This window comes from Cedecea davisae (assembly GCF_044095835.1).
Classification (GTDB): domain Bacteria; phylum Pseudomonadota; class Gammaproteobacteria; order Enterobacterales; family Enterobacteriaceae; genus Cedecea; species Cedecea davisae.
The window spans coordinates 3502938-3526301 of record NZ_CP172054.1 but is presented as its reverse complement, the minus strand read 5'-3'; the positions used below and the strand labels follow the sequence as shown (position 1 = coordinate 3526301).

Here is a 23364-nt window from a genome sequence, read left to right as displayed (position 1 = left end):
TTAGTATTTATTTAACCATTTTGTAACTTAATTACGAAGTAAAGGCCAGGCAGGGCACAAAAAAGCACAAATATCTGGTCGGAGGAGTAGTAAACTTTCAGGCAATGAGATACTATTTTGACCAGATAACAAGTTTCAATTTTCCGGCCTGTGTTGCCGGTCACAAACTAAGAAGGAGAAGCCTATGTCTTTATATAAAGAATACCCTGCGCATCAGGTCATCCTGCGTCGCGTGTTTGCTGTTACCGCTGGCGTACTGGCCCTGCCGGTGATGCTGTTCTGGAAAGATCGCGCCCGTTTTTACAGCTACCTGCATCGCGTCTGGTCTAAAACCAGCGATAAACCGGTGTGGATGGCGCAGTCAGAAGCAGCCGCCTGTGATTTTTACTAAAAGCTGAATCGTTTTGACAAAAGCTACCTTCGGGTAGCTTTTTTGTTGCCCGCGTCTTGCTACACTTAGTTAACAACTAAGGAGCCGACAATGAACGACAGCATCCCGATTGGTATCAGCGCCTGTTTACTTGGGGAAAATGTTCGCTTTGACGGCGGCCATAAGCGAATGGCGTTTGCCGTTAACGATCTTGCTCCCTGGGTGCGCTTCGAAGCCATCTGCCCTGAAATGGCTATTGGCCTTCCCACACCTCGCCCGGCGCTGCGCCTGGTAAAAATCAATGAGGGTGAAATTGCCCTGCGTTTCAGCAACCAGACCGAAGGAGACCTTACCGCAGCGATGCAGGATTTCTCCTCGCGCCGGGTGAGCGGGCTGGAACATCTCTGCGGCTACATCGTCTGCGCCAAATCCCCGAGCTGCGGGCTGGAGCGCGTACGGGTTTACGACGCCGACAGCAAAAATAATCGTAAAAGCGGCACCGGTATTTTTACCACCGAACTTCAGCGTCAGTTTCCCTGGCTGCCGGTAGAAGAGGATGGGCGGCTTTGCGACCCGGCTATCCGCGAGAATTTTGTCGAACGAGTCTATACGCTGCACGACCTCAATCTGGTGCGCAAAGGCGGTTTAACGCGCGGGAAGCTGATTGCCTTCCACAGCCGCTATAAATTGCTGCTGCTGGCCCATTCCCAGCCGGAATACCGGGAACTGGGACGTTTTGTGGCCTCTATCGAAAACTGGGCATCGCTGGATGAATTTTTTGTCGAGTATCGCCTGCGTTTAATGTCCCTGCTGGCACACCACGCCACGCGCCGCAACCACACTAACGTGCTGATGCATGTTCAGGGTTATTTCCGCCGCCAGCTTAATGCGCGCCAGCGTCAGGAGCTGTCTGACCTTATTGCCCGCTATCGCCAGGGGACTCAGCCTTTGCTGGCGCCGGTCACCCTGCTGAAGCACTATATGGCAGAATACCCGGACCGTTATCTCGAGCAGCAGCGCTATTTTGAACCGTACCCCGAGGCACTTCGCCTGCGTTACGGTAACTAATTCAGGGAGAGTTATGGCCACTCATCTGGTCTGGTTTCGCAACGATCTTCGTCTTCACGATAATTACGCTTTGCACGCCGCCTGCCGCAATCCCGATGCGGCAGTTATCGGATTATTTATCGTTACGCCCGAGCAGTGGCGACAGCACGTTATGGCGCCAAAGCAGGCGGGATTTATCTTTGAGCATCTTAAAGCGTTGGGTGCTGCGCTTGCAGAGCGCGGAATAACGCTGCACATCAGGCAAGTAGCGGATTTTGCTGAATCGCTCGACTGCGTGAAACAGTTTTGCGAGCAGCAGCAAGTTGATGCGCTCTTTTATAACTACCAATACGAAGTTAACGAACGCGGGCGTGATGCCGCGCTGGAAAAAACGCTCGGCCGGGATGTGGTCTGCCAGGGCTTTGATGACAGCCTGTTGCTGCCTCCCGGCAGCGTCACAACCGGCAACCGCGAAATGTATAAGGTGTTTACTCCCTTCAGTAAGGCCTTTATCAAACGCCTGCACGAAGGCCTGCCGGAGTGCGTTCCCGCCCCCAAAAAACGGGGCGATGCCGTATTCCATGAGGATTTTTCTTTCGATTTTCCTCGTGAAAAGTTCGACGCAAGCCTTTTCCCCGTGGGCGAGCAGGCGGCAATTGCTCAACTGCGCACGTTTTGCCTTGAGCCGGTAGCCCGCTATCCGGAGCAGCGCGATTTTCCCGCTATCGAAGGCACCAGCCGCCTTTCGCCTTATCTGGCTATCGGCGTTTTATCCCCCCGCCAGTGTCTGCATCGCCTGTTAAAAGAGCACCCCAAAGCGCTGGGCGGAGAAGCGGGATCAACCTGGCTTAATGAGCTTATCTGGCGTGAGTTTTACCGCCACTTGATGGTCGCTTACCCTAAGCTTTGTTGCCACAGGCCGTTTATCGGCTGGACCGATAAAGTACGCTGGAACGACGATATTAAAATGCTGGAAGCCTGGCAGCAGGGGAAAACCGGCTACCCGATTGTGGACGCGGCCATGCGCCAGCTGAATGAAACCGGCTGGATGCATAACCGCCTGCGCATGGTGGTGGCGAGCTTCCTGGTCAAAGACCTGCTTATCGACTGGCGGCAGGGCGAGCATTATTTTATGTCGCAGCTGATTGACGGTGATTTAGCGGCGAATAACGGCGGCTGGCAGTGGGCGGCTTCCACGGGCACCGACGCCGCGCCTTACTTCCGTATTTTTAATCCAACGACCCAGGGCGAGCGGTTTGACGCCGAAGGCGACTTTATCCGTCACTGGCTGCCGGAACTCGCCGGAGTGCCGGGCAAACAGATGCATACGCCGTGGGTCTGGGCCGAAAAACAGCAGCAAACGCTGGACTACCCGCGCCCGATTGTCGACCATAAACAAGCCCGAATAGCGACGCTTGCGGCCTATGAGGCGGCAAGAAAATAACTGAAGAGAATAATGATGAAAAACAGTGAACTGGAACGCCTGATTAATGAAAAGCTGAACAGCGCGGCCATCAGCGATTTTGCGCCAAACGGCCTGCAGGTTGAAGGCCGGGAAGAGGTCAAAAAAATTATTACCGGCGTCACCGCAAGCCAGGCATTGCTTGATGAAGCGGTTCGTCAGCAGGCCGATGCTGTGATTGTGCACCACGGTTATTTCTGGAAAAACGAATCACCCGTTATTCGCGGCATGAAACGTAACCGCCTGAAAACGCTGCTGGCTAACGACATCAATCTGTTCGGCTGGCACTTACCGCTGGACGCGCACCCTCAGCTCGGCAATAACGCCCAGCTTGGCGCGTTGCTGGGGATTGAAACCAAAGGTGAAATTGAGCCTCTGGTGCCGTGGGGCGAATTCCCAACGGCGCTTTCCGGCGTTGAGCTGGCGTCGTGGATTGAGATGCGCTTAGGCCGCACGCCGCTGTGGTGCGGCGACACAGGCCCCGACCAGATTCGCCGCGTGGCGTGGTGTACCGGCGGCGGGCAGAGCTTTATCGACAGTGCGGCACGCTTTGGCGTGGATGCATTTATCACCGGTGAGGTTTCCGAGCAGACCATTCATTCCGCTCGCGAGCAGGGGCTGCATTTCTATGCCGCTGGTCATCATGCAACAGAGCGCGGGGGTATTCAGGCGCTCAGCGACTGGCTGAATAGCGAAACCGACCTCGATGTAACCTTTATCGATATTCCGAACCCCGCTTAATGCCGGAGGGCGTGTGCAACGAGCTCGCTGTTATTTGTTAGGTGAAAGGGCGGTCGTTCTCGAGCTGGAACCGCCGGTTTTATTAACCAGCCAGCAACGCATCTGGGGTCTGCTGCGCCGCCTTACCGCCTCTGATGAGGTGAGCGAGGCCATTCCCGGCATGAATAACATCACCGTGGTGCTCAAACACCCTGAACGCCTGGCGCTGGACGGGATTGAGTGGCTGCAAAGCTGGTGGGAAGAGAGTGAGGCCTTTGCCCCTGAATCCCGCCGGATTGAGATCCCGGTGATTTATGGCGGCGAGCAGGGCCCGGATCTTGACGTAGTGGCGCGCCACAGCCAGCTTACGCCGGAGCAGGTGGTAGCGCTTCATTCAGGCACGGAATACATCGTCTATTTCCTTGGCTTCCAGCCGGGGTTCGCTTACCTGGGCGGTCTGCCGGAGACGCTTGCGACGCCGCGCCGCGGGGAGCCTCGCCTTCAGGTTGCCGCAGGCTCGGTAGGCATCGGCGGCGGCCAGACGGGCATTTACCCGCTTGCAACCCCGGGAGGCTGGCAAATTATTGGCCGGACTTCCCTCAGCTTGTTTACCCCCGGCGGCGAGCCGCCAACCTTATTATTACCCGGAGACAGCGTGCGCTTTGTGCCGCAGAAGGAGGGCGTATGCTGAATATTCTTCGCGCCGGAATGCAGACCAGCGTGCAGGACACCGGGCGGGAAGGTTTCCGTCAGTTTGGCGTCAGCCGCTGCGGTGCGCTCGATGCTCCGGCTGCCAGTGTCGCCAATTTGCTGGTGGGCAACGAGCAGGATGCGCCGCTGCTTGAAATCACTCTCGGGCAGTGCGTTGTAGAGTTTGAAAAATCAGGCTGGTTTGCGCTAACCGGCTCGGGCTGCCATGCGGAGCTGGACGGCAAGGCCGTCTGGACAGGATGGCGCTTGCCGGTTAAAGCAGGGCAGCGCCTTACGCTGAAAACGCCTTCCCACGGGATGCGGAGCTATCTTGCCGTTGCGGGCGGGCTGGATGTGCCGCAGGTTATGGGGTCAGCCAGTACCGACTTAAAAGCGGGTATTGGCGGCTATCATGGCCGCTTGTTACGCGACGGCGATCGAATTCCTTTGAAAGCGGCGCAGCGCAAATTCCGGCATTCTCGCGGGGTAAAACAGCTGCTTTGGGGCAACCGCATTCGCGCCCTGCCGGGGCCGGAATATCAGGAATTTAGCAAGACCGCACAGGAAAGTTTCTGGCGGCTTCCGTGGCAGATAAGTCCGCAGAGTAACCGCATGGGCTACCGATTGCAGGGGGCCGAGCTGGAACGGGGGATCGAGCGGGAGATGTTGTCTCACGGGCTGCTGCCGGGTGTTATTCAGGTGCCGCATAACGGCCAGCCGATTGTGCTGATGAATGACGCCCAGACCACCGGCGGCTACCCGCGTATTGCCTGCGTTATCGAGGCTGACCTTTACCACCTGGCGCAGGTGAGGCTGGGCGAGCCGATTCATTTTGTTCAGTGCTCGCTTGAGGAGGCGCTAAAAGCGCGCCGTGAACAGGCAGTCTATCTTGAACAGCTGGCCTGGCAATTAGCGCAGGAAGACTAAGCATTTGGGGAGTGTAGTATGCCGGAAGGACCGGAAATTCGCCGCGCGGCGGACAAGCTTGAAGCCGCCGTTGCCGGTAAGCCGTTAACCGAAGCCTGGTTTGCTTATGAGGAGCTAAAACCGTTTGAGGCCATGCTGACGGGCAAAACTATCGAGCGGATTGAAACCCGCGGCAAAGCGATGTTGACGCATTTCTCTAACGGGCTGACATTATACAGCCATAACCAGTTGTATGGCGTCTGGCGCGTGGTTGAGGCTGATAAAGAGCCAGAAACTAAGCGAGTGCTACGGGTTAAGCTGCAAACGGCTGAAAAAGCTATTTTGCTGTATAGCGCTTCGGATATTGAAATACTCGAGCAGGCGCAGATTGAAAAGCATCCATTCCTGCTGCGCGTAGGGCCGGATGTGCTGGATGAAACCTTAACGGTGGAGCAGGTCAAAGCGCGCCTGCTGTCGCCGCGTTTTCGCCGCAGGCAGTTCAGCGGCCTGTTGCTGGATCAGGCATTTTTGGCCGGGCTGGGTAACTATCTTCGGGTGGAAATTCTCTGGGAGGCCGGGCTTGCGCCTCATCATCGTGCCGAAGATCTCACCATTGAGCAGGCTGAGCGTTTTGCCTCAGCTCTGCTGGCCATTCCGCGTTTGTCCTATCAGACTCGAGGGCAGGTTAATGAGAATAAACATCACGGAGCTATCTTCAGCTTCAGGGTGTTTCATCGTGCCGGGGAGCCGTGCGAACGCTGCGGTGGGATAATTGAAAAAACGATGCTTTCATCAAGGCCTTTTTATTGGTGCCCGGCCTGCCAGAAATAAAAAAACGCGCCATCGGGCGCGTTTTTTACTCAGAAAGCTGAAATATTACTTTTTGAGGTCGGATTTGAAATCACGTTTGTCGTAGCCGGTGTACAGCTGACGAGGACGGGCAATTTTGATGCCGTCGTCGTGCATTTCGTTCCAGTGCGCAATCCAGCCCACGGTACGCGCCATCGCGAAGATAACGGTAAACATGGAAGATGGGATGCCCATCGCTTTCAGGATGATGCCGGAGTAGAAGTCCACGTTCGGGTAGAGTTTCTTCTCGATGAAGTACGGGTCGTTCAGCGCGATGTGTTCCAGCTCCATCGCCACTTCCAGCAGGTTGTTATCCTTCAGGTTCAGCTCTTTCAGCACTTCATGACAGGTTTCACGCATCACGGTGGCGCGCGGGTCGTAGTTTTTGTACACGCGGTGGCCAAAGCCCATCAGGCGGAAAGAGTCATTCTTGTCTTTGGCGCGACGGATGAATTCCGGGATGTGCTCAACGGTGCTGATCTCTTCCAGCATTTTCAGCGCGGCTTCGTTTGCGCCGCCGTGTGCCGGCCCCCACAGGGAAGCAATACCCGCGGCGATACAGGCAAACGGGTTAGCGCCTGAAGAGCCTGCGGTACGCACGGTGGAGGTTGAAGCGTTCTGCTCGTGGTCCGCGTGCAGGATAAGGATCCTGTCCATGGCGCGTTCCAGAATTGGGTTAACTTCATAGTCCTCGCACGGCGTGGAGAACATCATGTTCAGGAAGTTACCGGCATAGGAGAGGTCATTGCGCGGGTAAACGAACGGCTGACCAATCGAATATTTGTAACACATCGCTGCTACGGTCGGCATCTTGGAGAGCAGACGGAAGGCGGCGATTTCGCGGTGACGCGGGTTATTCACGTCCAGCGAGTCGTGGTAGAACGCCGCCAGCGCGCCGGTTACGCCGCACAGAACCGCCATCGGATGCGAGTCGCGACGGAAGCCGTGGAACAGACGGGTGATCTGCTCGTGGATCATGGTGTGGCGGGTAACGGTGGTTTTGAATTCTTCGAACTGAGCCTGAGTGGGCTTTTCGCCATTCAGCAGGATGTAACAAACTTCGAGGTAACTTGATTCGGTTGCCAGTTGGTCAATCGGGAAGCCGCGGTGCAAAAGAATGCCTTCATCACCGTCGATGTAGGTGATTTTGGACTCACAGGATGCGGTAGACGTGAAGCCCGGGTCAAAAGTAAATACACCTTTAGAACCAAGACTACGGATATCAATTACATCCTGACCTAGCGTGCCCTTTAGCACATCAAGTTCGAGAGCATCTTCACCCTTAAGAGTGAGGTTTGCTTTAGTATCAGCCATTTACGGTCTCCTTAGCGCCTTATTTCATAAGACTGCCGGGCGCCGGATTTGCATTCGAACCCACAATGGTTGGTTACCAGTTTTTTATTTGGCTCGCGGCTCTGTTTAGAGGAGTACAACCAGGGTACAGAGCGATGGGCGCTTGCAGGTAACACTCGCTTTGAGGGCGAAACAACAGCAAATCAGCGTTTTAGCAATCAGTATCATTCAAACCTGTATATCACTAATAACTGTCCTGATCTCTCGGGTCAATACCCATCCACTGTTACATAACTATTACTCAGGTGAAAGGCTGACCCTATAACTTTTGCGAATTATACGGCTTTTCTGGCCCTGTTTGTAACAAGAATGTTTAACTTTTGTCAAATCAGATGATTAAAATTTAAAATAATGTTGTTATCGTGATCGTGCTCACTGTTCCGAGCAAAACCCTTCAAACATTATGTGGGTTAATTGTAATGATTTTGTGAAGAGCCTATACTGCCGCCAGGTCTCCGGAACACCCTGCTACCGGGAGCCACCCAGCGTTGTAGCCAGTTCTCTGGCCTCTGGATGTAGCTGTTTTTTGCATGACGCACAGTTATAGAAAGTTAGCGCTGTCTGACCCCGAATGCAGATCCGGAGGAAGGAAACAATAAGAAGAGCATGTGGGCGCTATTCATGATAAGAAACGTGAAAAAACAACGACCTGTCAATCTGGATCTTAAAACGATCCGGTTCCCCGTCACTGCAATCGCTTCCATCCTCCACCGCGTTTCCGGCGTGATCACATTTGTGGCGGTCGGGATTCTGCTTTGGTTGCTGGGACTATCACTCTCCTCCCCGGAAGGTTTTCTGACTGCCTCGGCCGTGATGGGCAGCTTTATCGTTAAATTTATAATGTGGGGCATTCTGACTGCTCTGGCCTATCACGTCGTGGTGGGCGTTCGCCACCTGCTGATGGACTTTGGCTATCTGGAAGAGACCCTGGTAGCGGGCAAACGATCCGCACAAATTTCCTTTGTGATTACTGTCGTGCTTTCAATTCTTGCAGGAGTCCTCGTATGGTAAGCAATGCCTCCGCATTGGGTCGCAATGGCGTGCACGACTATGTGCTGGTTCGCGCTACCGCCATCGTATTAACCCTGTACATCATCTATATGATTGGCTTCTTCGCTTTTAACAGCGAGCTGACCTACGACGTCTGGCACGGCTTCTTTGCCTCTGCCTTCACCAAAGTTTTCACCCTGCTGGCGCTGTTCTCTATTTTGATTCATGCCTGGATTGGCATGTGGCAGGTGTTGACCGACTACGTTAAACCGCTGGGCATTCGCCTTCCTTTACAGTTGCTGATTGTTGTCGCGCTGTTGGTTTACGTCATTTATGGATTCGTTGTGGTGTGGGGTGTGTAATGAATTTGCCAGTCAGAGAGTTTGATGCCGTAGTTATCGGCGCCGGTGGCGCAGGTATGCGCGCAGCGCTACAGATATCCCAGTCGGGCCAGACCTGCGCCCTGCTGTCAAAAGTTTTCCCAACCCGTTCCCACACCGTGTCTGCGCAGGGCGGTATTACCGTTGCGCTGGGTAACACCCACGAAGACAACTGGGAATGGCACATGTACGACACGGTAAAAGGTTCCGATTACATCGGTGACCAGGACGCCATTGAATATATGTGTAAAACCGGTCCGGAAGCGATTCTGGAACTCGACCATATGGGTCTGCCTTTCTCCCGTCTGGAAAATGGCACCATCTATCAACGTCCGTTTGGCGGCCAGTCTAAAGACTTCGGCGGCGAGCAGGCGGCACGTACTGCTGCCGCAGCTGACCGTACCGGTCACGCGCTGCTGCACACCCTGTACCAGCAGAACCTGAAAAACCACACCACCATTTTCTCCGAGTGGTATGCGCTTGATCTGGTGAAAAACGCCGATGGCGCAGTCGTAGGCTGTACCGCGCTGTGCATCGAAACCGGTGAAGTGGTTTACTTCAAGGCCCGCGCAACCGTGCTGGCAACCGGTGGTGCAGGCCGTATTTATCAGTCCACTACCAACGCCCACATCAACACCGGCGACGGTGTCGGCATGGCGCTGCGTGCGGGCGTGCCGGTGCAGGATATGGAAATGTGGCAGTTCCACCCAACCGGCATCGCCGGGGCCGGGGTTCTGGTTACCGAAGGCTGCCGCGGTGAAGGCGGTTACCTGCTTAACAAACACGGCGAGCGCTTTATGGAGCGTTATGCCCCGAACGCGAAGGATCTGGCGGGTCGTGACGTGGTAGCGCGTTCTATCATGATCGAAATCCGTGAAGGCCGCGGCTGTGATGGCCCGTGGGGTCCGCACGCTAAACTTAAACTCGACCACCTGGGTAAAGAAGTTCTGGAATCCCGCCTGCCGGGCATCCTGGAACTGTCCCGCACTTTCGCCCACGTAGATCCGGTGAAAGAGCCGATTCCGGTTATCCCAACCTGCCACTATATGATGGGCGGTATTCCGACCAAAGTAACCGGCCAGGCGCTGACCGTGAACGAGCAGGGCGAAGACGTCGTCATCCCTGGCCTGTTCGCAGTGGGCGAAATAGCCTGCGTATCCGTACACGGTGCAAACCGTCTGGGCGGCAACTCCCTGCTTGACCTGGTGGTGTTTGGTCGTGCGGTGGGCCTGCATCTGCAAGAATCCATTGCCGAGCAGGGCGACCTGCTTGACGCAACTCAGGCCGAAATCGATGCCTCCCTTGAGCGCCTCAACCGCTGGAACGGTAACCGTGACGGTGAAGATCCGGTGGAAATCCGTAAAGCGCTTCAGGAATGTATGCAGCATAACTTCTCGGTATTCCGCGAAGGTGATGCGATGGCCAAGGGTCTTGAGCAGCTGAAAGCCATCCGCGAGCGCCTGAAAAACGCCCGTCTGGACGATACTTCCAGCGAATTCAACACCCAGCGCGTTGAGTGCCTGGAGCTGGATAATCTGATGGAAACCGCTTATGCAACGGCCGTTTCCGCTAACTTCCGCACTGAGAGCCGTGGCGCTCACAGCCGCTTCGACTTCCCGGAAAGGGATGATGCGAACTGGCTTTGCCACAGCTTGTATCTGCCAGAGTCGGAAAGCATGACCCGCCGCGAGGTGAACATGCAGCCGAAACTGCGCGCGGCCTTCCCGCCGAAAGTGCGTACTTATTAATAGCGGAGACTTGCGATGAAACTCGAATTTTCCATTTATCGTTACAACCCGGACGTTGATGATGCTCCGCATATGCAGGAGTACACGCTTGAAGGGGAAGAAGGGCGCGACATGATGCTGCTCGACGCCCTGATGCAGCTGAAAGAAAAAGATCCAAGCCTGTCGTTCCGCCGCTCCTGCCGCGAAGGCGTTTGCGGCTCCGACGGCCTGAACATGAACGGTAAAAATGGCCTGGCCTGTATCACGCCAATCTCGGCTCTTGGCAACGGTAAGCAGAAGATAGTCATCCGTCCTCTGCCGGGCCTGCCGGTAATCCGCGATCTGGTTGTGGACATGGGGCAATTCTATGCTCAATATGAGAAGATTAAGCCTTACCTATTGAATAATGGGCAAAATCCACCCGCTCGCGAGCATTTACAATCGCCGGAGCAGCGTGAAAAACTGGATGGTCTGTACGAGTGCATTCTTTGCGCCTGCTGCTCGACTTCCTGCCCGTCATTCTGGTGGAACCCGGACAAGTTCATCGGCCCGGCTGGCCTGTTGGCAGCATACCGCTTCCTGATAGACAGCCGCGATACGGAAACCGAGTCGCGCCTGGACGGCATTAGCGATGCTTTCAGCGTATTCCGCTGTCACAGCATTATGAACTGCGTCAGCGTATGTCCTAAGGGGCTGAACCCGACGAAAGCTATCGGCCATATTAAGTCGATGCTGTTGCAACGTAGTGCATAAGCAGTAAGAGAGGGAGCGCTATTTCCCTCGACCAGACCCTCTCCCCACAGGGAGAGGGAACGGATTGCAGGAGATCTTTAAAAACTGCCGACGGCCTTCCCCCTCACTCCAGTGGGGAGAGAAGGAAGGCGAGGGGAAACCCTTAAGACAGTTTTTAAAGGTTCCTTCGCGGGCCATATTCATGATGCTCGCAGAGAGTGAACCCTGGAACGTATACCCGTATGCCCTACGGTGTGCGTTATAGTTATCCACGGCGAAATAAGCATATAAATGCTTAAGGGATCACGATGCAGAACGGCGCGATGAAGCCCTGGCTGGACTCTTCCTGGCTGGCGGGCGCAAACCAGTCCTACATAGAGCAGCTCTATGAAGACTTCTTAACCGATCCTGACTCTGTTGATGCGCACTGGCGCACCATGTTCCAGCAGTTACCTGGAACCGGAGCCAGACCGGATCAATTCCATTCAAAAACGCGTGATTATTTCCGTCGTCTGGCGAAGGATGCCTCACGTTACTCCACCGCAATCACTGATCCTGACACTGACGTTAAGCAAGTGAAAGTGCTGCAGCTGATTAACGCCTGGCGTTTCCGCGGTCATCAGGCTGCGAATCTCGATCCGCTCGGCCTGTGGAAGCAGGAGTCCGTGGCAGATCTCGATCCGGCTTTCCATAACCTTACCGATGAAGATCTTCAGCAAAGCTTCAACGTGGGATCTTTTGCTGGCGGCAAAGAAACCATGAAGCTTGCCGACCTGATTGACGCCCTGCAGCAGACTTACGGCGGCTCTATCGGCGCGGAATATATGCACATCACCAACACCGAAGAAAAACGCTGGATCCAGCAGCGCATTGAATCGGTGGTGGGCCAGTCTACCTTTACGCCGGACGAGAAAAAGCGCTTCCTGAGCGAACTGACCGCGGCGGAAGGCCTGGAGCGTTATTTAGGCGCTAAATTCCCGGGAGCTAAACGCTTCTCGCTGGAAGGCGGCGACGCGCTGGTGCCGATGCTTAAAGAGATGATTCGCCACGCGGGCAAGAGCGGCACGCGTGAAGTGGTGCTGGGTATGGCGCACCGCGGTCGTCTTAACGTCCTGATCAACGTTCTGGGCAAAAAGCCGCAGGATCTGTTCGACGAATTTGCCGGTAAACATAAAGAGCACCTCGGCACCGGCGACGTGAAGTACCATATGGGCTTCTCATCCGACGTGGAAACCGAAGGCGGCCTGGTTCACCTGGCGCTGGCGTTTAACCCGTCGCACCTTGAGATCGTCAGCCCGGTGGTTATCGGCTCCGTGCGTGCGCGCCTGGATCGTCTGGACAAACCAGGCAGCAACCAGGTTCTGCCGATCACCATTCACGGTGACGCCGCAGTAGCCGGGCAGGGCGTGGTTCAGGAAACGCTGAACATGTCTAAAGCTCGCGGCTATGAAGTGGGCGGTACGGTTCGCATTGTTATCAACAACCAGATTGGTTTCACCACCTCCAACCCGCTGGATGCTCGCTCCACGCCGTACTGTACCGATATCGGTAAGATGGTGATGGCACCTATCTTCCACGTAAACGCGGATGACCCGGAAGCGGTGGCCTTTGTGACTCGCCTGGCGCTTGATTTCCGTAATACCTTCAAGCGCGACGTGTTTATTGACCTGGTTTGCTACCGCCGCCATGGTCATAACGAAGCTGATGAGCCAAGCGCAACTCAGCCGGTGATGTATCAGAAAATCAAAAAACATCCGACCCCGCGTAAAATCTACGCCGATAAGCTGGAGCAGGCCAAACTGGCAACGCTGGAAGATGCTACCGAAATGGTGAATCTGTACCGCGATGCGCTGGATGCAGGCGAGTGCGTAGTGAGCGAGTGGCGTCCGATGAATATGCACTCCTTTACCTGGTCGCCGTACCTCAACCACGAATGGGACGAAAGCTACCCGAACAAAGTTGAGATGAAACGCGTTCAGGAACTGGCTAAGCGCATCAGCACCGCGCCAGAATCCGTGGAGATGCAGTCTCGCGTAGCGAAAATCTACAGCGACCGTCAGGAAATGGCGAACGGCAACAAGCTGTTCGACTGGGGCGCTGCGGAAAACCTAGCCTATGCAACCCTGGTTGATGAAGGCGTGTCCGTCCGCCTGTCCGGTGAAGATGCCGGCCGTGGTACCTTCTTCCACCGCCATGCGGTTATCCATAACCAGACCAACGGCTCAACCTACATTCCGCTGGCCCACGTGCATAACAGCCAGGGCATCTTCAACGTATGGGACTCCGTGCTGTCTGAAGAAGCGGTCCTGGCATTCGAGTACGGCTACGCCACCGCAGAGCCGCGCACGCTGACCATCTGGGAAGCGCAGTTTGGCGACTTTGCCAACGGTGCTCAGGTTGTTATTGACCAGTTCATCAGCTCCGGCGAGCAGAAATGGGGGCGTATGTGCGGCCTGGTCATGCTGCTGCCGCACGGCTATGAAGGCCAGGGGCCGGAGCACTCCTCCGCTCGCCTGGAACGTTATCTCCAGCTTTGCGCCGAGCAGAACATGCAGGTTTGCGTGCCGTCTACTCCGGCTCAGGTGTATCACATGCTGCGTCGCCAGGCGCTGCGCGGGATGCGTCGTCCGCTGGTGGTGATGTCACCTAAGTCCCTGCTGCGCCATCCGCTGGCGGTTTCCACCCTCGATGAACTGGCCAACGGCGCCTTCCAGCCGGCAATTGGTGAGATTGATGAGCTGGATCCTAAAGCCGTAAAACGCGTGGTACTGTGTTCCGGTAAGGTTTACTACGACTTGCTCGAGCAGCGTCGTAAGAACGATCAGAAGGATGTGGCGATTGTGCGCATCGAGCAGCTCTATCCGTTCCCGCACCAGGCGGTGCAGGAAGCGCTGAAGCCGTTTGCTCATGTACATGATTTTGTCTGGTGCCAGGAAGAGCCTCTGAACCAGGGCGCCTGGTATTGCAGCCAGCACCACTTCCGCGAAGTGATTCCGTTTGGGTCCGGTCTGCGTTACGCAGGTCGCCCGGCCTCCGCCTCTCCGGCGGTAGGGTATATGTCCGTTCACCAGAAGCAACAGCAAGATCTGGTTAATGACGCGCTGAACGTCGAATAAATTAAAGGATAAATAATGAGTAGCGTAGATATTCTAGTTCCTGACCTGCCTGAGTCCGTAGCCGACGCGACAGTGGCAACCTGGCATAAAAAACCGGGCGACAGCGTCAAACGTGACGAAGTTCTGGTTGAAATCGAAACTGACAAAGTGGTGCTGGAAGTTCCTGCATCCGCAGACGGCGTGCTGGACTCAGTGCTGGAAGACGAAGGCACTACCGTTACCTCGCGTCAGATTCTGGGGCGTTTGCGTGAAGGCAATAGCGGCGGAAAAGAAACCTCTGCCAAAGCCGACAGCAAAGAGTCTACTCCGGCACAGCGCCAGCAGGCTTCTCTCGAAGAGCAGAATAACGATGCCCTCAGCCCGGCGATTCGCCGCCTGATTGCAGAGAATGACCTCGACGCCAGCGCGATTAAAGGCAGCGGCGTGGGCGGGCGTATCACTCGCGAAGATGTAGAAAAACACCTGAGCGAAGCAAAAGCTAAACAGCCTGCACCGGCTAAAGCGGCAGAAGCTGCTCCGGTTGCACCGCTGGCCGGCCGCAGCGAAAAACGCGTTCCTATGACCCGCCTGCGCAAGCGCGTGGCCGAGCGTCTGCTGGAAGCGAAAAACTCCACCGCCATGCTCACGACCTTTAACGAAGTGAACATGAAGCCAATCATGGAACTGCGTAAGCAGTACGGTGAAGCTTTCGAAAAACGCCACGGCGTGCGTCTGGGCTTCATGTCCTTCTATATTAAAGCGGTTGTTGAAGCGCTGAAACGCTATCCGGAAGTGAATGCTTCCATCGATGGCGAAGACGTGGTTTACCACAACTACTTCGACGTGAGCATCGCGGTTTCTACTCCGCGCGGTCTGGTTACGCCGGTGCTGAAAGATGTCGATACCCTCGGTATGGCCGACATTGAAAAACGCATCAAAGAACTGGCGGTGAAAGGCCGTGACGGCAAGCTGACCGTAGAAGAGCTGACCGGCGGTAACTTCACCATCACCAACGGCGGCGTGTTTGGCTCCCTGATGTCTACGCCAATCATCAACCCACCGCAGAGTGCGATTCTGGGCATGCACGCCATCAAAGACCGCCCAATGGCGGTTGACGGTAAAGTAGAGATCCTGCCAATGATGTATCTGGCGCTCTCTTACGACCACCGTCTGATTGATGGTCGTGAGTCCGTGGGTTATCTGGTAGCGATTAAAGATCTGCTGGAAGACCCAACTCGTCTGCTGCTGGACGTGTAGTCGATATAAGACTCTGGCGGGTGCTTTGGCGCCCGCCCCTACAACCAAATCTAACCTTACCCCGAGCGTTAATGCTCTTTATCTGGATGGATAGAACTCATGAACTTACACGAATATCAGGCGAAACAGCTGTTTGCTCGGTATGGTTTACCGGCACCCGTCGGTTACGCCTGTTCCACACCGCGCGAAGCGGAAGAAGCCGCTTCTAAAATTGGCTCGGGCCCGTGGGTGGTGAAATGTCAGGTTCATGCCGGTGGCCGCGGTAAAGCGGGCGGCGTGAAAGTGGTTAACAGCAAAGAAGATATCCGTGCTTTCGCCGAGCACTGGCTGGGCAAACGCCTGGTGACCTACCAAACTGACGCGACCGGCCAGCCGGTACACCAGATTCTGGTTGAAGCCGCGACCGACATCGACAAAGAGCTGTATCTTGGCGCAGTCGTTGACCGTAGCTCCCGTCGCGTAGTCTTTATGGCTTCTACCGAAGGCGGCGTGGAAATCGAGAAAGTTGCCGAAGAAACTCCGCACTTGATCCACAAAGTAGCTTTGGATCCGCTGGCTGGGCCAATGCCTTACCAGGGACGTGAGCTGGCGTTCAAACTGGGTCTGGAAGGCAAACAGGTTCAGCAGTTCACCAAAATTTTCATGGGCCTTGCGGCTATTTTCCTTGAGCGCGACCTGGCGCTTATCGAAATCAACCCGCTGGTTATCACTAAGCAGGGCGACCTTATTTGCCTCGACGGCAAACTGGGTGCTGACGGCAACGCGCTGTTCCGCCAGCCTGACCTGCGTGAAATGCGCGACCAGTCTCAGGAAGACCCGCGTGAAGCTCAGGCTGCACAGTGGGAGCTGAACTATGTTGCTCTCGACGGCAACATCGGCTGCATGGTTAACGGCGCTGGCCTGGCAATGGGCACCATGGACATCGTTAAGCTGCACGGCGGCGAACCGGCTAACTTCCTTGACGTTGGCGGCGGTGCGACCAAAGAGCGCGTAACCGAAGCGTTCAAAATCATTCTGTCAGACGACAAAGTGAAAGCCGTTCTGGTTAACATCTTCGGCGGCATCGTACGTTGCGACCTGATTGCTGACGGCATCATCGGCGCGGTAGCCGAAGTGGGTGTTAGCGTCCCGGTAGTGGTACGTCTGGAAGGTAACAACGCCGAGCTGGGCGCTAAAAAGCTGGCGGATAGCGGCCTGAATATTATTGCAGCGAAAAGTCTGACCGACGCAGCACAGCAGGTTGTTGCTGCCGTGGAGGGGAAATAATGTCCATTTTGATCGATAAAAACACCAAGGTAATTTGCCAGGGCTTCACCGGCAGCCAGGGGACTTTCCACTCCGAACAGGCGATTGCCTACGGTACGCAGATGGTTGGCGGCGTAACGCCGGGCAAAGGCGGCACCACTCATCTGGGCCTGCCGGTGTTCAATACCGTGCGTGAAGCAGTAGAAGCTACCGGCGCAACTGCCACCGTTATTTACGTTCCGGCTCCGTTCTGTAAAGACTCGATTCTGGAAGCTATCGACGCGGGTATTAAGCTGATTATTACCATCACCGAAGGCATCCCGACCCTGGATATGCTGACCGTGAAGGTAAAACTGGACGAAGCTGGCGTGCGCATGATCGGGCCTAACTGCCCGGGCGTTATCACCCCAGGGGAATGCAAAATCGGTATCATGCCGGGCCACATTCACCTGCCGGGCAAAGTGGGTATCGTTTCCCGTTCCGGCACGCTGACCTATGAAGCGGTTAAGCAAACTACCGATATCGGACTGGGCCAGTCTACCTGCGTAGGTATCGGCGGCGACCCAATCCCTGGCTCTAACTTCATCGACATTCTGAAGATGTTCCAGGAAGACCCGAAAACCGAAGCCATCGTGATGATCGGTGAGATTGGCGGGAGCGCTGAAGAAGAAGCCGCCGCTTACATCAAAGAGCACGTAACCAAACCGGTTGTTGGCTACATCGCTGGCGTAACCGCGCCAAAAGGCAAGCGTATGGGCCATGCTGGCGCCATCATCGCGGGTGGTAAGGGGACGGCGGATGAGAAATTCGCAGCTCTGGAAGCCGCTGGCGTGAAAACAGTACGCAGCCTTGCCGATATCGGCGAAGCGCTGAAAACGATTCTGCCGCAGTAAGCAGATGCCCCCGCGCAAGCGGGGGAAACAGTAATAATAAGTGTTCGACATGGTTGGCCGCCCTGGGGTGGCCTTTTTTTATGTTTTCTCTTTGGCCAGTTCGGGCCCGTTATCGATATTCTGCGTTTTTATCCTGTTCTATTCAGAAACAATAATTGTTTCCATCCGCGATATTTACTCTCTGTAACCTTATAAAAAATAATGCTTTGTTAATTTAATTTATATCAAAAGTGAAATATTTGTGAATATTAAACGGTAAGGCCAATAAGCGGCGAAATAATGTGAGCTAAATAACGTTTGGTATCTTAAGACGTAGCGGGAGGGAAATTTAAGTTTTGCGCGTTAATATCCGCTGTATGTTGATAATAAGCGCCTTTATTTTAACGCCAAGCGAAGCGATGGAACATATCGTTAACAACAAATTTACGATTAATTCTCTCTTGAAAAATAATTAACATTGTCAGCGTAAATTGTGTTGGATCAATGTTTAAAGCTGGTATTGAAGGGTATAAAAGAGCAAAATTGCTGTAGATCAAACTGGCCGAATAACTGTGTTTTAGCTATAAATTGATCGCCATCGTAAAACGTAAAAAACATTAAGCAAGGACCTATTTATTGTAAGGGAATTGCAGGGTAATATAATTACGGGTTATTTTTGATTTTATTAACGTGTTTGTAACCTTTCACCTTTTGATTTCACATTTGAATAAAGTGGGCGAAAAAAAGGGACTGGAAGCGAATGTATTTGTATTAGGGCATGCTTGTGGATTTGCCTCCCGGCGAACCACAGTCGAAGTCTTCATGCGAAGAGCAAGGAGTCAAGATGTTTGATATTGTCGAACTGTCGCGCTTACAGTTTGCCTTGACCGCGATGTACCACTTCCTGTTTGTGCCATTAACGCTCGGTATGGCGTTTTTGCTGGCCATTATGGAAACGGTCTACGTTCTGTCAGGTAAGCAGATTTATAAAGATATGACCAAATTCTGGGGCAAGTTGTTTGCAATCAACTTTGCTCTGGGGGTAGCCACCGGTCTGACCATGGAGTTCCAGTTCGGGACTAACTGGTCTTACTATTCTCACTATGTGGGTGACATCTTCGGTGCGCCTCTGGCCATTGAAGGCCTGATGGCATTCTTCCTCGAGTCCACCTTCGTTGGTCTGTTCTTCTTTGGCTGGGATCGCCTCGGCAAAGTTCAACATATGGCGGTCACCTGGCTGGTGGCGCTTGGCTCCAACCTCTCTGCATTGTGGATTCTGGTCGCTAACGGCTGGATGCAAAACCCAATCGCTTCCGACTTCAACTTCGAAACCATGCGTATGGAGATGGTCAGCTTCGCCGAGTTGGTTCTGAACCCGGTTGCGCAGGTTAAATTCGTTCACACCGTTGCTTCCGGCTACGTGTGCGGCGCGATGTTTGTTCTCGGTATCAGCTCTTACTACATGCTCAAAGGCCGCGACTTCGCTTTTGCGAAGCGTTCATTCGCCATTGCAGCAAGCTTCGGTATGGCTGCCATCCTTTCCGTTATCGTGCTGGGTGATGAGTCCGGCTATGAAATGGGCGACGTGCAGAAAACCAAACTGGCGGCTATTGAAGCCGAGTGGGAAACTCAGCCTGCACCGGCTGCTTTCACGCTGTTTGGTATCCCTGACCAGGATAAACAAGAAAACCGCTTCGCTATCCAGATCCCTTACGCGCTGGGCCTTATCGCCACCCGCTCTGTTGATAAGCAGGTTACCGGCCTGAAAGAGCTGATGGTGCAGCATGAAGAGCGTATCCGTAACGGGATGAAGGCCTACAGCTTGCTTGAGCAACTGCGTAAAGGCTCAACCGATCAGAGCGTGCGCGATAACTTCAACGATGTGAAGAAAGACCTCGGCTACGGCCTGCTGCTGAAGCGCTATACGGAAAACGTCACCGACGCGACCGAAGAGCAAATTCAGAAAGCGACCAAAGACTCTATTCCTCGCGTTGCACCGCTGTATTTCGCGTTCCGTATCATGGTGGGCTGCGGCTTCCTGATGCTGTTCATTATTGCGGTGTCCTTCTGGACCGTCACCCGCAACGCTATCGGCTCTAAAAAATGGCTGCTGCGCGCCGCGCTGTACGGTATTCCGCTGCCGTGGATTGCTATCGAGTCCGGCTGGTTTGTTGCAGAGTACGGCCGTCAGCCGTGGGCGGTAGGTGAAGTGCTGCCAACCGCGGTGGCAAACTCCTCGCTGAGCGTTGGCGACCTGCTGTTCTCCATGATACTGATTTGCGGTCTTTACACGCTGTTTATGGTGGCGGAGCTGTTCCTGATGTTCAAATTCGCTCGCCTTGGGCCGAGCAGCCTGAAAACAGGACGCTATCACTTTGAGCAGTCCAACGTGGCTTCTCAGCCGGCACGCTAAGACAGGAGTCGTCAAATGATTGATTATGAAGTATTGCGTTTTATCTGGTGGCTGCTGGTCGGCGTACTGCTGATTGGCTTCGCCGTCACCGACGGCTTCGACATGGGCGTGGGCATGCTGTCACGCGTTATTGGTCGTACCGATGTTGAGCGCCGCATTATGGTTAACTCCATTGCTCCGCACTGGGACGGTAACCAGGTATGGCTGATAACCGCAGGCGGCGCACTGTTTGCCGCCTGGCCAATGGTCTACGCTGCGGCCTTCTCCGGCTTCTATGTGGCGATGATTCTGGTGCTCGCCTCCTTGTTCTTCCGTCCGGTCGGTTTTGACTACCGCTCCAAGATTGAAGATACCCGCTGGCGCAACATGTGGGACTGGGGCATTTTCATCGGTAGCTTCGTGCCGCCGCTGGTGATTGGCGTGGCGTTCGGTAACCTGCTTCAGGGCGTACCTTTCCACATCGACGAATACCTGCGTCTTTACTACACCGGCAACTTCTTCCAGCTGCTGAACCCGTTTGGCCTGCTGGCAGGCGTGGTGAGCGTGTCGATGATTGTTGCTCAGGGTGCGACCTACTTGCAGATGCGTACCGTGGGTGAACTGCACCTGCGTGCCAAAGGCGCTGCTCAAATTGCCGCTCTGGTAATGATGGTTTGCTTCGCTCTGGCGGGCGTATGGGTTATTTACGGTATTGACGGTTACGTGGTGACTTCTGCCCTTAACCATCATGCGGCTTCTAACCCGCTGACCAAAGAAGTGGCTCGTGAGGCTGGCGCATGGCTGGTTAACTTCAACAATATGCCAGCGCTGTGGGCTATCCCGGTACTGGGCGTGGTGTTGCCGCTGCTGACTATTTTGATGTCGCGCATCGAGAAGGGCGCTCTGGCGTTCATCTTCTCCTCGCTGACGCTTGCCTGTGTGATCCTGACCGCCGGTATTGCTATGTTCCCGTTCGTGATGCCTTCGAGCACCATGATGAACGCTAGCCTGACCATGTGGGATGCGACCTCCAGCCAGCTGACGCTGAATGTGATGACCTATGTTGCTATCGTGTTCGTGCCTATCATTCTTCTCTACACCACATGGTGTTACTGGAAAATGTTTGGCCGTATCACCAAAGAGCACATTGAAAGCAACTCCACCTCTCTGTATTAATTAAGGAGCTGATTATGTGGTACTTTGCATGGATTCTGGGCACGCTTCTGGCTTGTGCATTCGGGATTATTACCGCGCTGGCTCTCGAGCACGTTGAGGCGAGTAAAGCCGGTAAAGAAGAACACTGATGGAACAAGTTATCGCGAAGCTCTACGCGGTAATGGATAAGAGCCCCTTGCGGGCTCTTTCCTTAGTGATGGCGCTGGTGCTGGCGGGCTGCATTTTCTGGGACCCGTCTCGTTTTGCCGCAAAAACGAGCGAGCTGGCTATCTGGCACGGCTTTCTGCTGATGTGGGGCGTCTGTGCCGGCGTCATTCACGGCGTTGGCTTCCGCCCGAACAAGGTTTTCTGGCAGGGAATTTTCTGCCCGTTAATTGCTGATTTAGTGCTCATCGCCGGCCTGCTATTTTTCTTCTTCTGAAGGCTGGCGCACCTCCTCCGGACGCCGTAAAAATTATGGGCTTTAACAAGCCCATAAAAATTTACGCAACGTTTAAAACAACCCATTCCAAACCCTCATCCTCTTGCGTATAGTAGCAACGTTTAATTGCATTACCGGGATGTAAAGTGAGTACAACGCTGTTTCGATGGCCGGTTCGTGTCTACTACGAAGACACCGATGCCGGTGGTGTGGTTTACCACGCCAGTTATGTTGCTTTTTATGAAAGAGCACGCACTGAGATGCTGCGCCAGCACCACTTTAACCAGCATTCCCTGTTGGCGGAGCGTGTCGCCTTTGTCGTACGCAGGATGACGATTGATTATCTTGCGCCTGCCCGACTCGACGATTTACTCGAAATCCAAAGTGAAGTTACATCGATGCGCGGCACTTCAATGGTGTTTACGCAGCGAATAGTCAACGCTGAAAATCAGTTACTTAATCAAGCTGAAGTGCTGATTGTTTGTGTTGATCCACACCTAATGAAGCCTCGTGCGCTTCCCAAGTCTATTGTCGCGGAGTTCAAGCAGTGACTGACATGAATATCCTTGATTTGTTCCTGAAGGCGAGCCTTCTGGTCAAATTTATCATGTTGATTTTGATTGGTTTTTCCATAGCATCATGGGCAATCATCATTCAGCGAACGCGTATTCTCAATGCCGCTGGACGTGAAGCAGAGGCGTTTGAAGATAAATTCTGGTCCGGTATCGAGCTGTCTCGCCTGTATCAGGAGAGCCAGGGCCGCCGTGACAGCCTGAGCGGCTCCGAGCAGATCTTCTATTCCGGCTTTAAAGAGTTCGCCAGGCTGCATCGCGCAAATACTCATGCGCCTGAGGCAGTAGTAGAAGGCGCGTCCCGTGCGATGCGTATTTCTATGAGCCGCGAACTGGAAACCCTGGAAACCCACATTCCTTTCCTCGGCACCGTCGGTTCCATCAGTCCGTATATCGGCCTGTTTGGTACGGTGTGGGGGATTATGCATGCGTTTATCGCCCTCGGTGCGGTGAAGCAGGCAACGTTGCAGATGGTTGCGCCGGGTATTGCTGAAGCGCTGATTGCAACCGCGATTGGTCTGTTTGCCGCTATCCCGGCAGTGATGGCGTACAACCGCCTCAACCAACGTGTGAACAAACTGGAATTGAATTACGACAACTTCATGGAAGAGTTCACGGCTATCCTGCACCGTCAGGCTTTCACCAGCAGCGAAAAGCAGTAAGGGGTAAGTCATGGCCAGACGTGGACGTGGTCGTCGTGAGCTAAAGTCAGAAATTAACATCGTTCCTCTGCTGGACGTGCTGCTGGTGCTGTTGCTTATCTTTATGGCAACGGCGCCAATCATCACCCAGAGCGTGGAGGTGGATCTGCCGGATGCGACAGATTCCCAGACCGTGAGCAGTAACGATGAGCCGCCGGTCATTATTGAAGTGTCCGGGGTAGGGCAGTACAGCGTGGTGGTTGAGAAGGACCGTATGGATCAGTTGCCGTCAGAGCAGGTTGTTGCGGAAGCGCAGCGCCGTTTGCAGGCGAATCCAAAAACGGTTTTCCTGATAGGCGGTGCTAAAGATGTTCCATATGATGAGATAATCAAAGCGCTGAATCTGTTGCATCAGGCGGGTGTGAAATCCGTCGGTTTGATGACGCAGCCAATCTGATCCATCTCGC

23 protein-coding genes are annotated in these 23364 nt (G+C 54.4%); 22 read left to right on the top strand and 1 reads right to left on the bottom strand.

Features of this window, described 5'->3' with window-relative positions:
• Window positions 1-184 precede the first annotated feature (184 nt).
• The 7 genes from ACG1VR_RS16855 (at window position 185) to nei (ending at window position 6026) form a co-directional block, all read left to right on the top strand.
• Window positions 185-391, top strand: coding sequence for a YbfA family protein (locus ACG1VR_RS16855; protein WP_016535397.1), 207 nt, complete (start codon window positions 185-187; stop codon window positions 389-391).
• Between the two features lie 90 nt (window positions 392-481).
• On the top strand, window positions 482-1438 hold the full coding sequence (locus ACG1VR_RS16850; protein ID WP_279043954.1) for a 2-thiouracil desulfurase family protein: 957 nt from the start codon (window positions 482-484) through the stop codon (window positions 1436-1438).
• 13 nt (window positions 1439-1451) lie between these two features.
• A complete protein-coding gene (gene phrB, locus ACG1VR_RS16845) occupies window positions 1452-2861 on the top strand; it encodes a deoxyribodipyrimidine photo-lyase (protein ID WP_395489378.1) in 1410 nt (469 codons plus the stop codon).
• Between the two features lie 15 nt (window positions 2862-2876).
• On the top strand, window positions 2877-3620 hold the full coding sequence (locus ACG1VR_RS16840; protein WP_039899149.1) for a type 2 GTP cyclohydrolase I: 744 nt from the start codon (window positions 2877-2879) through the stop codon (window positions 3618-3620).
• Between the two features lie 13 nt (window positions 3621-3633).
• Complete coding sequence (gene pxpB / locus ACG1VR_RS16835) at window positions 3634-4290, top strand: 5-oxoprolinase subunit PxpB (RefSeq protein WP_395489377.1); 657 nt, start codon at window positions 3634-3636, stop codon at window positions 4288-4290.
• A complete protein-coding gene (pxpC, locus tag ACG1VR_RS16830; protein WP_395489376.1) occupies window positions 4284-5216 on the top strand; it encodes a 5-oxoprolinase subunit PxpC in 933 nt (310 codons plus the stop codon). The genes pxpB and pxpC overlap by 7 nt, the downstream gene beginning before the upstream one ends.
• Before the next feature lie 18 nt (window positions 5217-5234).
• A complete protein-coding gene (nei, locus tag ACG1VR_RS16825) occupies window positions 5235-6026 on the top strand; it encodes an endonuclease VIII (protein ID WP_395489375.1) in 792 nt (263 codons plus the stop codon).
• Between the two features lie 45 nt (window positions 6027-6071).
• Here the strand turns inward: nei and ACG1VR_RS16820 are convergent, their stop codons facing one another.
• A complete protein-coding gene (locus ACG1VR_RS16820) occupies window positions 6072-7358 on the bottom strand; it encodes a citrate synthase (RefSeq protein WP_016535404.1) in 1287 nt (428 codons plus the stop codon).
• A 645-nt stretch (window positions 7359-8003) separates the two neighbouring features.
• Here ACG1VR_RS16820 and sdhC point away from each other — a divergent pair.
• The 15 genes from sdhC (at window position 8004) to tolR (ending at window position 23354) form a co-directional block, all read left to right on the top strand.
• Window positions 8004-8408: a succinate dehydrogenase cytochrome b556 subunit gene (sdhC, locus tag ACG1VR_RS16815; RefSeq protein ID WP_016535405.1), complete on the top strand. Its 405-nt coding sequence runs from the start codon at window positions 8004-8006 to the stop codon at window positions 8406-8408.
• Window positions 8402-8749 (top strand): succinate dehydrogenase membrane anchor subunit, encoded by a 348-nt coding sequence (gene sdhD, locus ACG1VR_RS16810; RefSeq protein WP_016535406.1) that lies wholly within the window; start codon window positions 8402-8404, stop codon window positions 8747-8749. Before sdhC ends, sdhD begins: the two co-directional genes overlap by 7 nt.
• On the top strand, window positions 8749-10515 hold the full coding sequence (sdhA, locus tag ACG1VR_RS16805; RefSeq protein ID WP_016535407.1) for a succinate dehydrogenase flavoprotein subunit: 1767 nt from the start codon (window positions 8749-8751) through the stop codon (window positions 10513-10515). Before sdhD ends, sdhA begins: the two co-directional genes overlap by 1 nt.
• A 15-nt stretch (window positions 10516-10530) precedes the next feature.
• Window positions 10531-11247, top strand: a complete 717-nt coding sequence (locus ACG1VR_RS16800; RefSeq protein WP_016535408.1) for a succinate dehydrogenase iron-sulfur subunit — start codon at window positions 10531-10533, stop codon at window positions 11245-11247.
• A gap of 287 nt (window positions 11248-11534) precedes the next feature.
• Entirely contained in the window at window positions 11535-14342 is a 2808-nt protein-coding gene (sucA, locus tag ACG1VR_RS16795; RefSeq protein ID WP_016535409.1) for a 2-oxoglutarate dehydrogenase E1 component, read from the top strand.
• 15 nt (window positions 14343-14357) lie between these two features.
• A complete protein-coding gene (gene odhB / locus ACG1VR_RS16790; RefSeq protein WP_016535410.1) occupies window positions 14358-15578 on the top strand; it encodes a 2-oxoglutarate dehydrogenase complex dihydrolipoyllysine-residue succinyltransferase in 1221 nt (406 codons plus the stop codon).
• A gap of 99 nt (window positions 15579-15677) precedes the next feature.
• Window positions 15678-16844, top strand: coding sequence for an ADP-forming succinate--CoA ligase subunit beta (gene sucC, locus ACG1VR_RS16785; protein ID WP_016535411.1), 1167 nt, complete (start codon window positions 15678-15680; stop codon window positions 16842-16844).
• Window positions 16844-17716 (top strand): succinate--CoA ligase subunit alpha, encoded by an 873-nt coding sequence (gene sucD / locus ACG1VR_RS16780; protein WP_016535412.1) that lies wholly within the window; start codon window positions 16844-16846, stop codon window positions 17714-17716. The genes sucC and sucD overlap by 1 nt, the downstream gene beginning before the upstream one ends.
• Before the next feature lie 823 nt (window positions 17717-18539).
• Window positions 18540-20108: a cytochrome ubiquinol oxidase subunit I gene (gene cydA, locus ACG1VR_RS16775; RefSeq protein WP_039898004.1), complete on the top strand. Its 1569-nt coding sequence runs from the start codon at window positions 18540-18542 to the stop codon at window positions 20106-20108.
• Between the two features lie 15 nt (window positions 20109-20123).
• A complete protein-coding gene (gene cydB, locus ACG1VR_RS16770) occupies window positions 20124-21263 on the top strand; it encodes a cytochrome d ubiquinol oxidase subunit II (protein ID WP_016535415.1) in 1140 nt (379 codons plus the stop codon).
• A gap of 14 nt (window positions 21264-21277) precedes the next feature.
• Window positions 21278-21391, top strand: coding sequence for a cytochrome bd-I oxidase subunit CydX (gene cydX, locus ACG1VR_RS16765; protein WP_008456153.1), 114 nt, complete (start codon window positions 21278-21280; stop codon window positions 21389-21391).
• The gene (gene ybgE, locus ACG1VR_RS16760) at window positions 21391-21684 is read left to right on the top strand and encodes a cyd operon protein YbgE (RefSeq protein WP_016535416.1); all 294 of its coding nucleotides are present in this window, start codon (window positions 21391-21393) and stop codon (window positions 21682-21684) included. Before cydX ends, ybgE begins: the two co-directional genes overlap by 1 nt.
• 146 nt (window positions 21685-21830) lie before the next feature.
• Window positions 21831-22235 carry a tol-pal system-associated acyl-CoA thioesterase gene (ybgC, locus tag ACG1VR_RS16755; RefSeq protein ID WP_039898005.1) on the top strand — a complete coding sequence of 135 codons (405 nt, stop codon included), beginning with the start codon at window positions 21831-21833 and terminating at the stop codon, window positions 22233-22235.
• On the top strand, window positions 22232-22918 hold the full coding sequence (gene tolQ / locus ACG1VR_RS16750; protein ID WP_071704076.1) for a Tol-Pal system protein TolQ: 687 nt from the start codon (window positions 22232-22234) through the stop codon (window positions 22916-22918). The genes ybgC and tolQ overlap by 4 nt, the downstream gene beginning before the upstream one ends.
• 10 nt (window positions 22919-22928) lie before the next feature.
• Window positions 22929-23354, top strand: a complete 426-nt coding sequence (tolR, locus tag ACG1VR_RS16745) for a colicin uptake protein TolR (RefSeq protein ID WP_008456166.1) — start codon at window positions 22929-22931, stop codon at window positions 23352-23354.
• The last annotated feature ends 10 nt before the right edge of the window (window positions 23355-23364 follow it).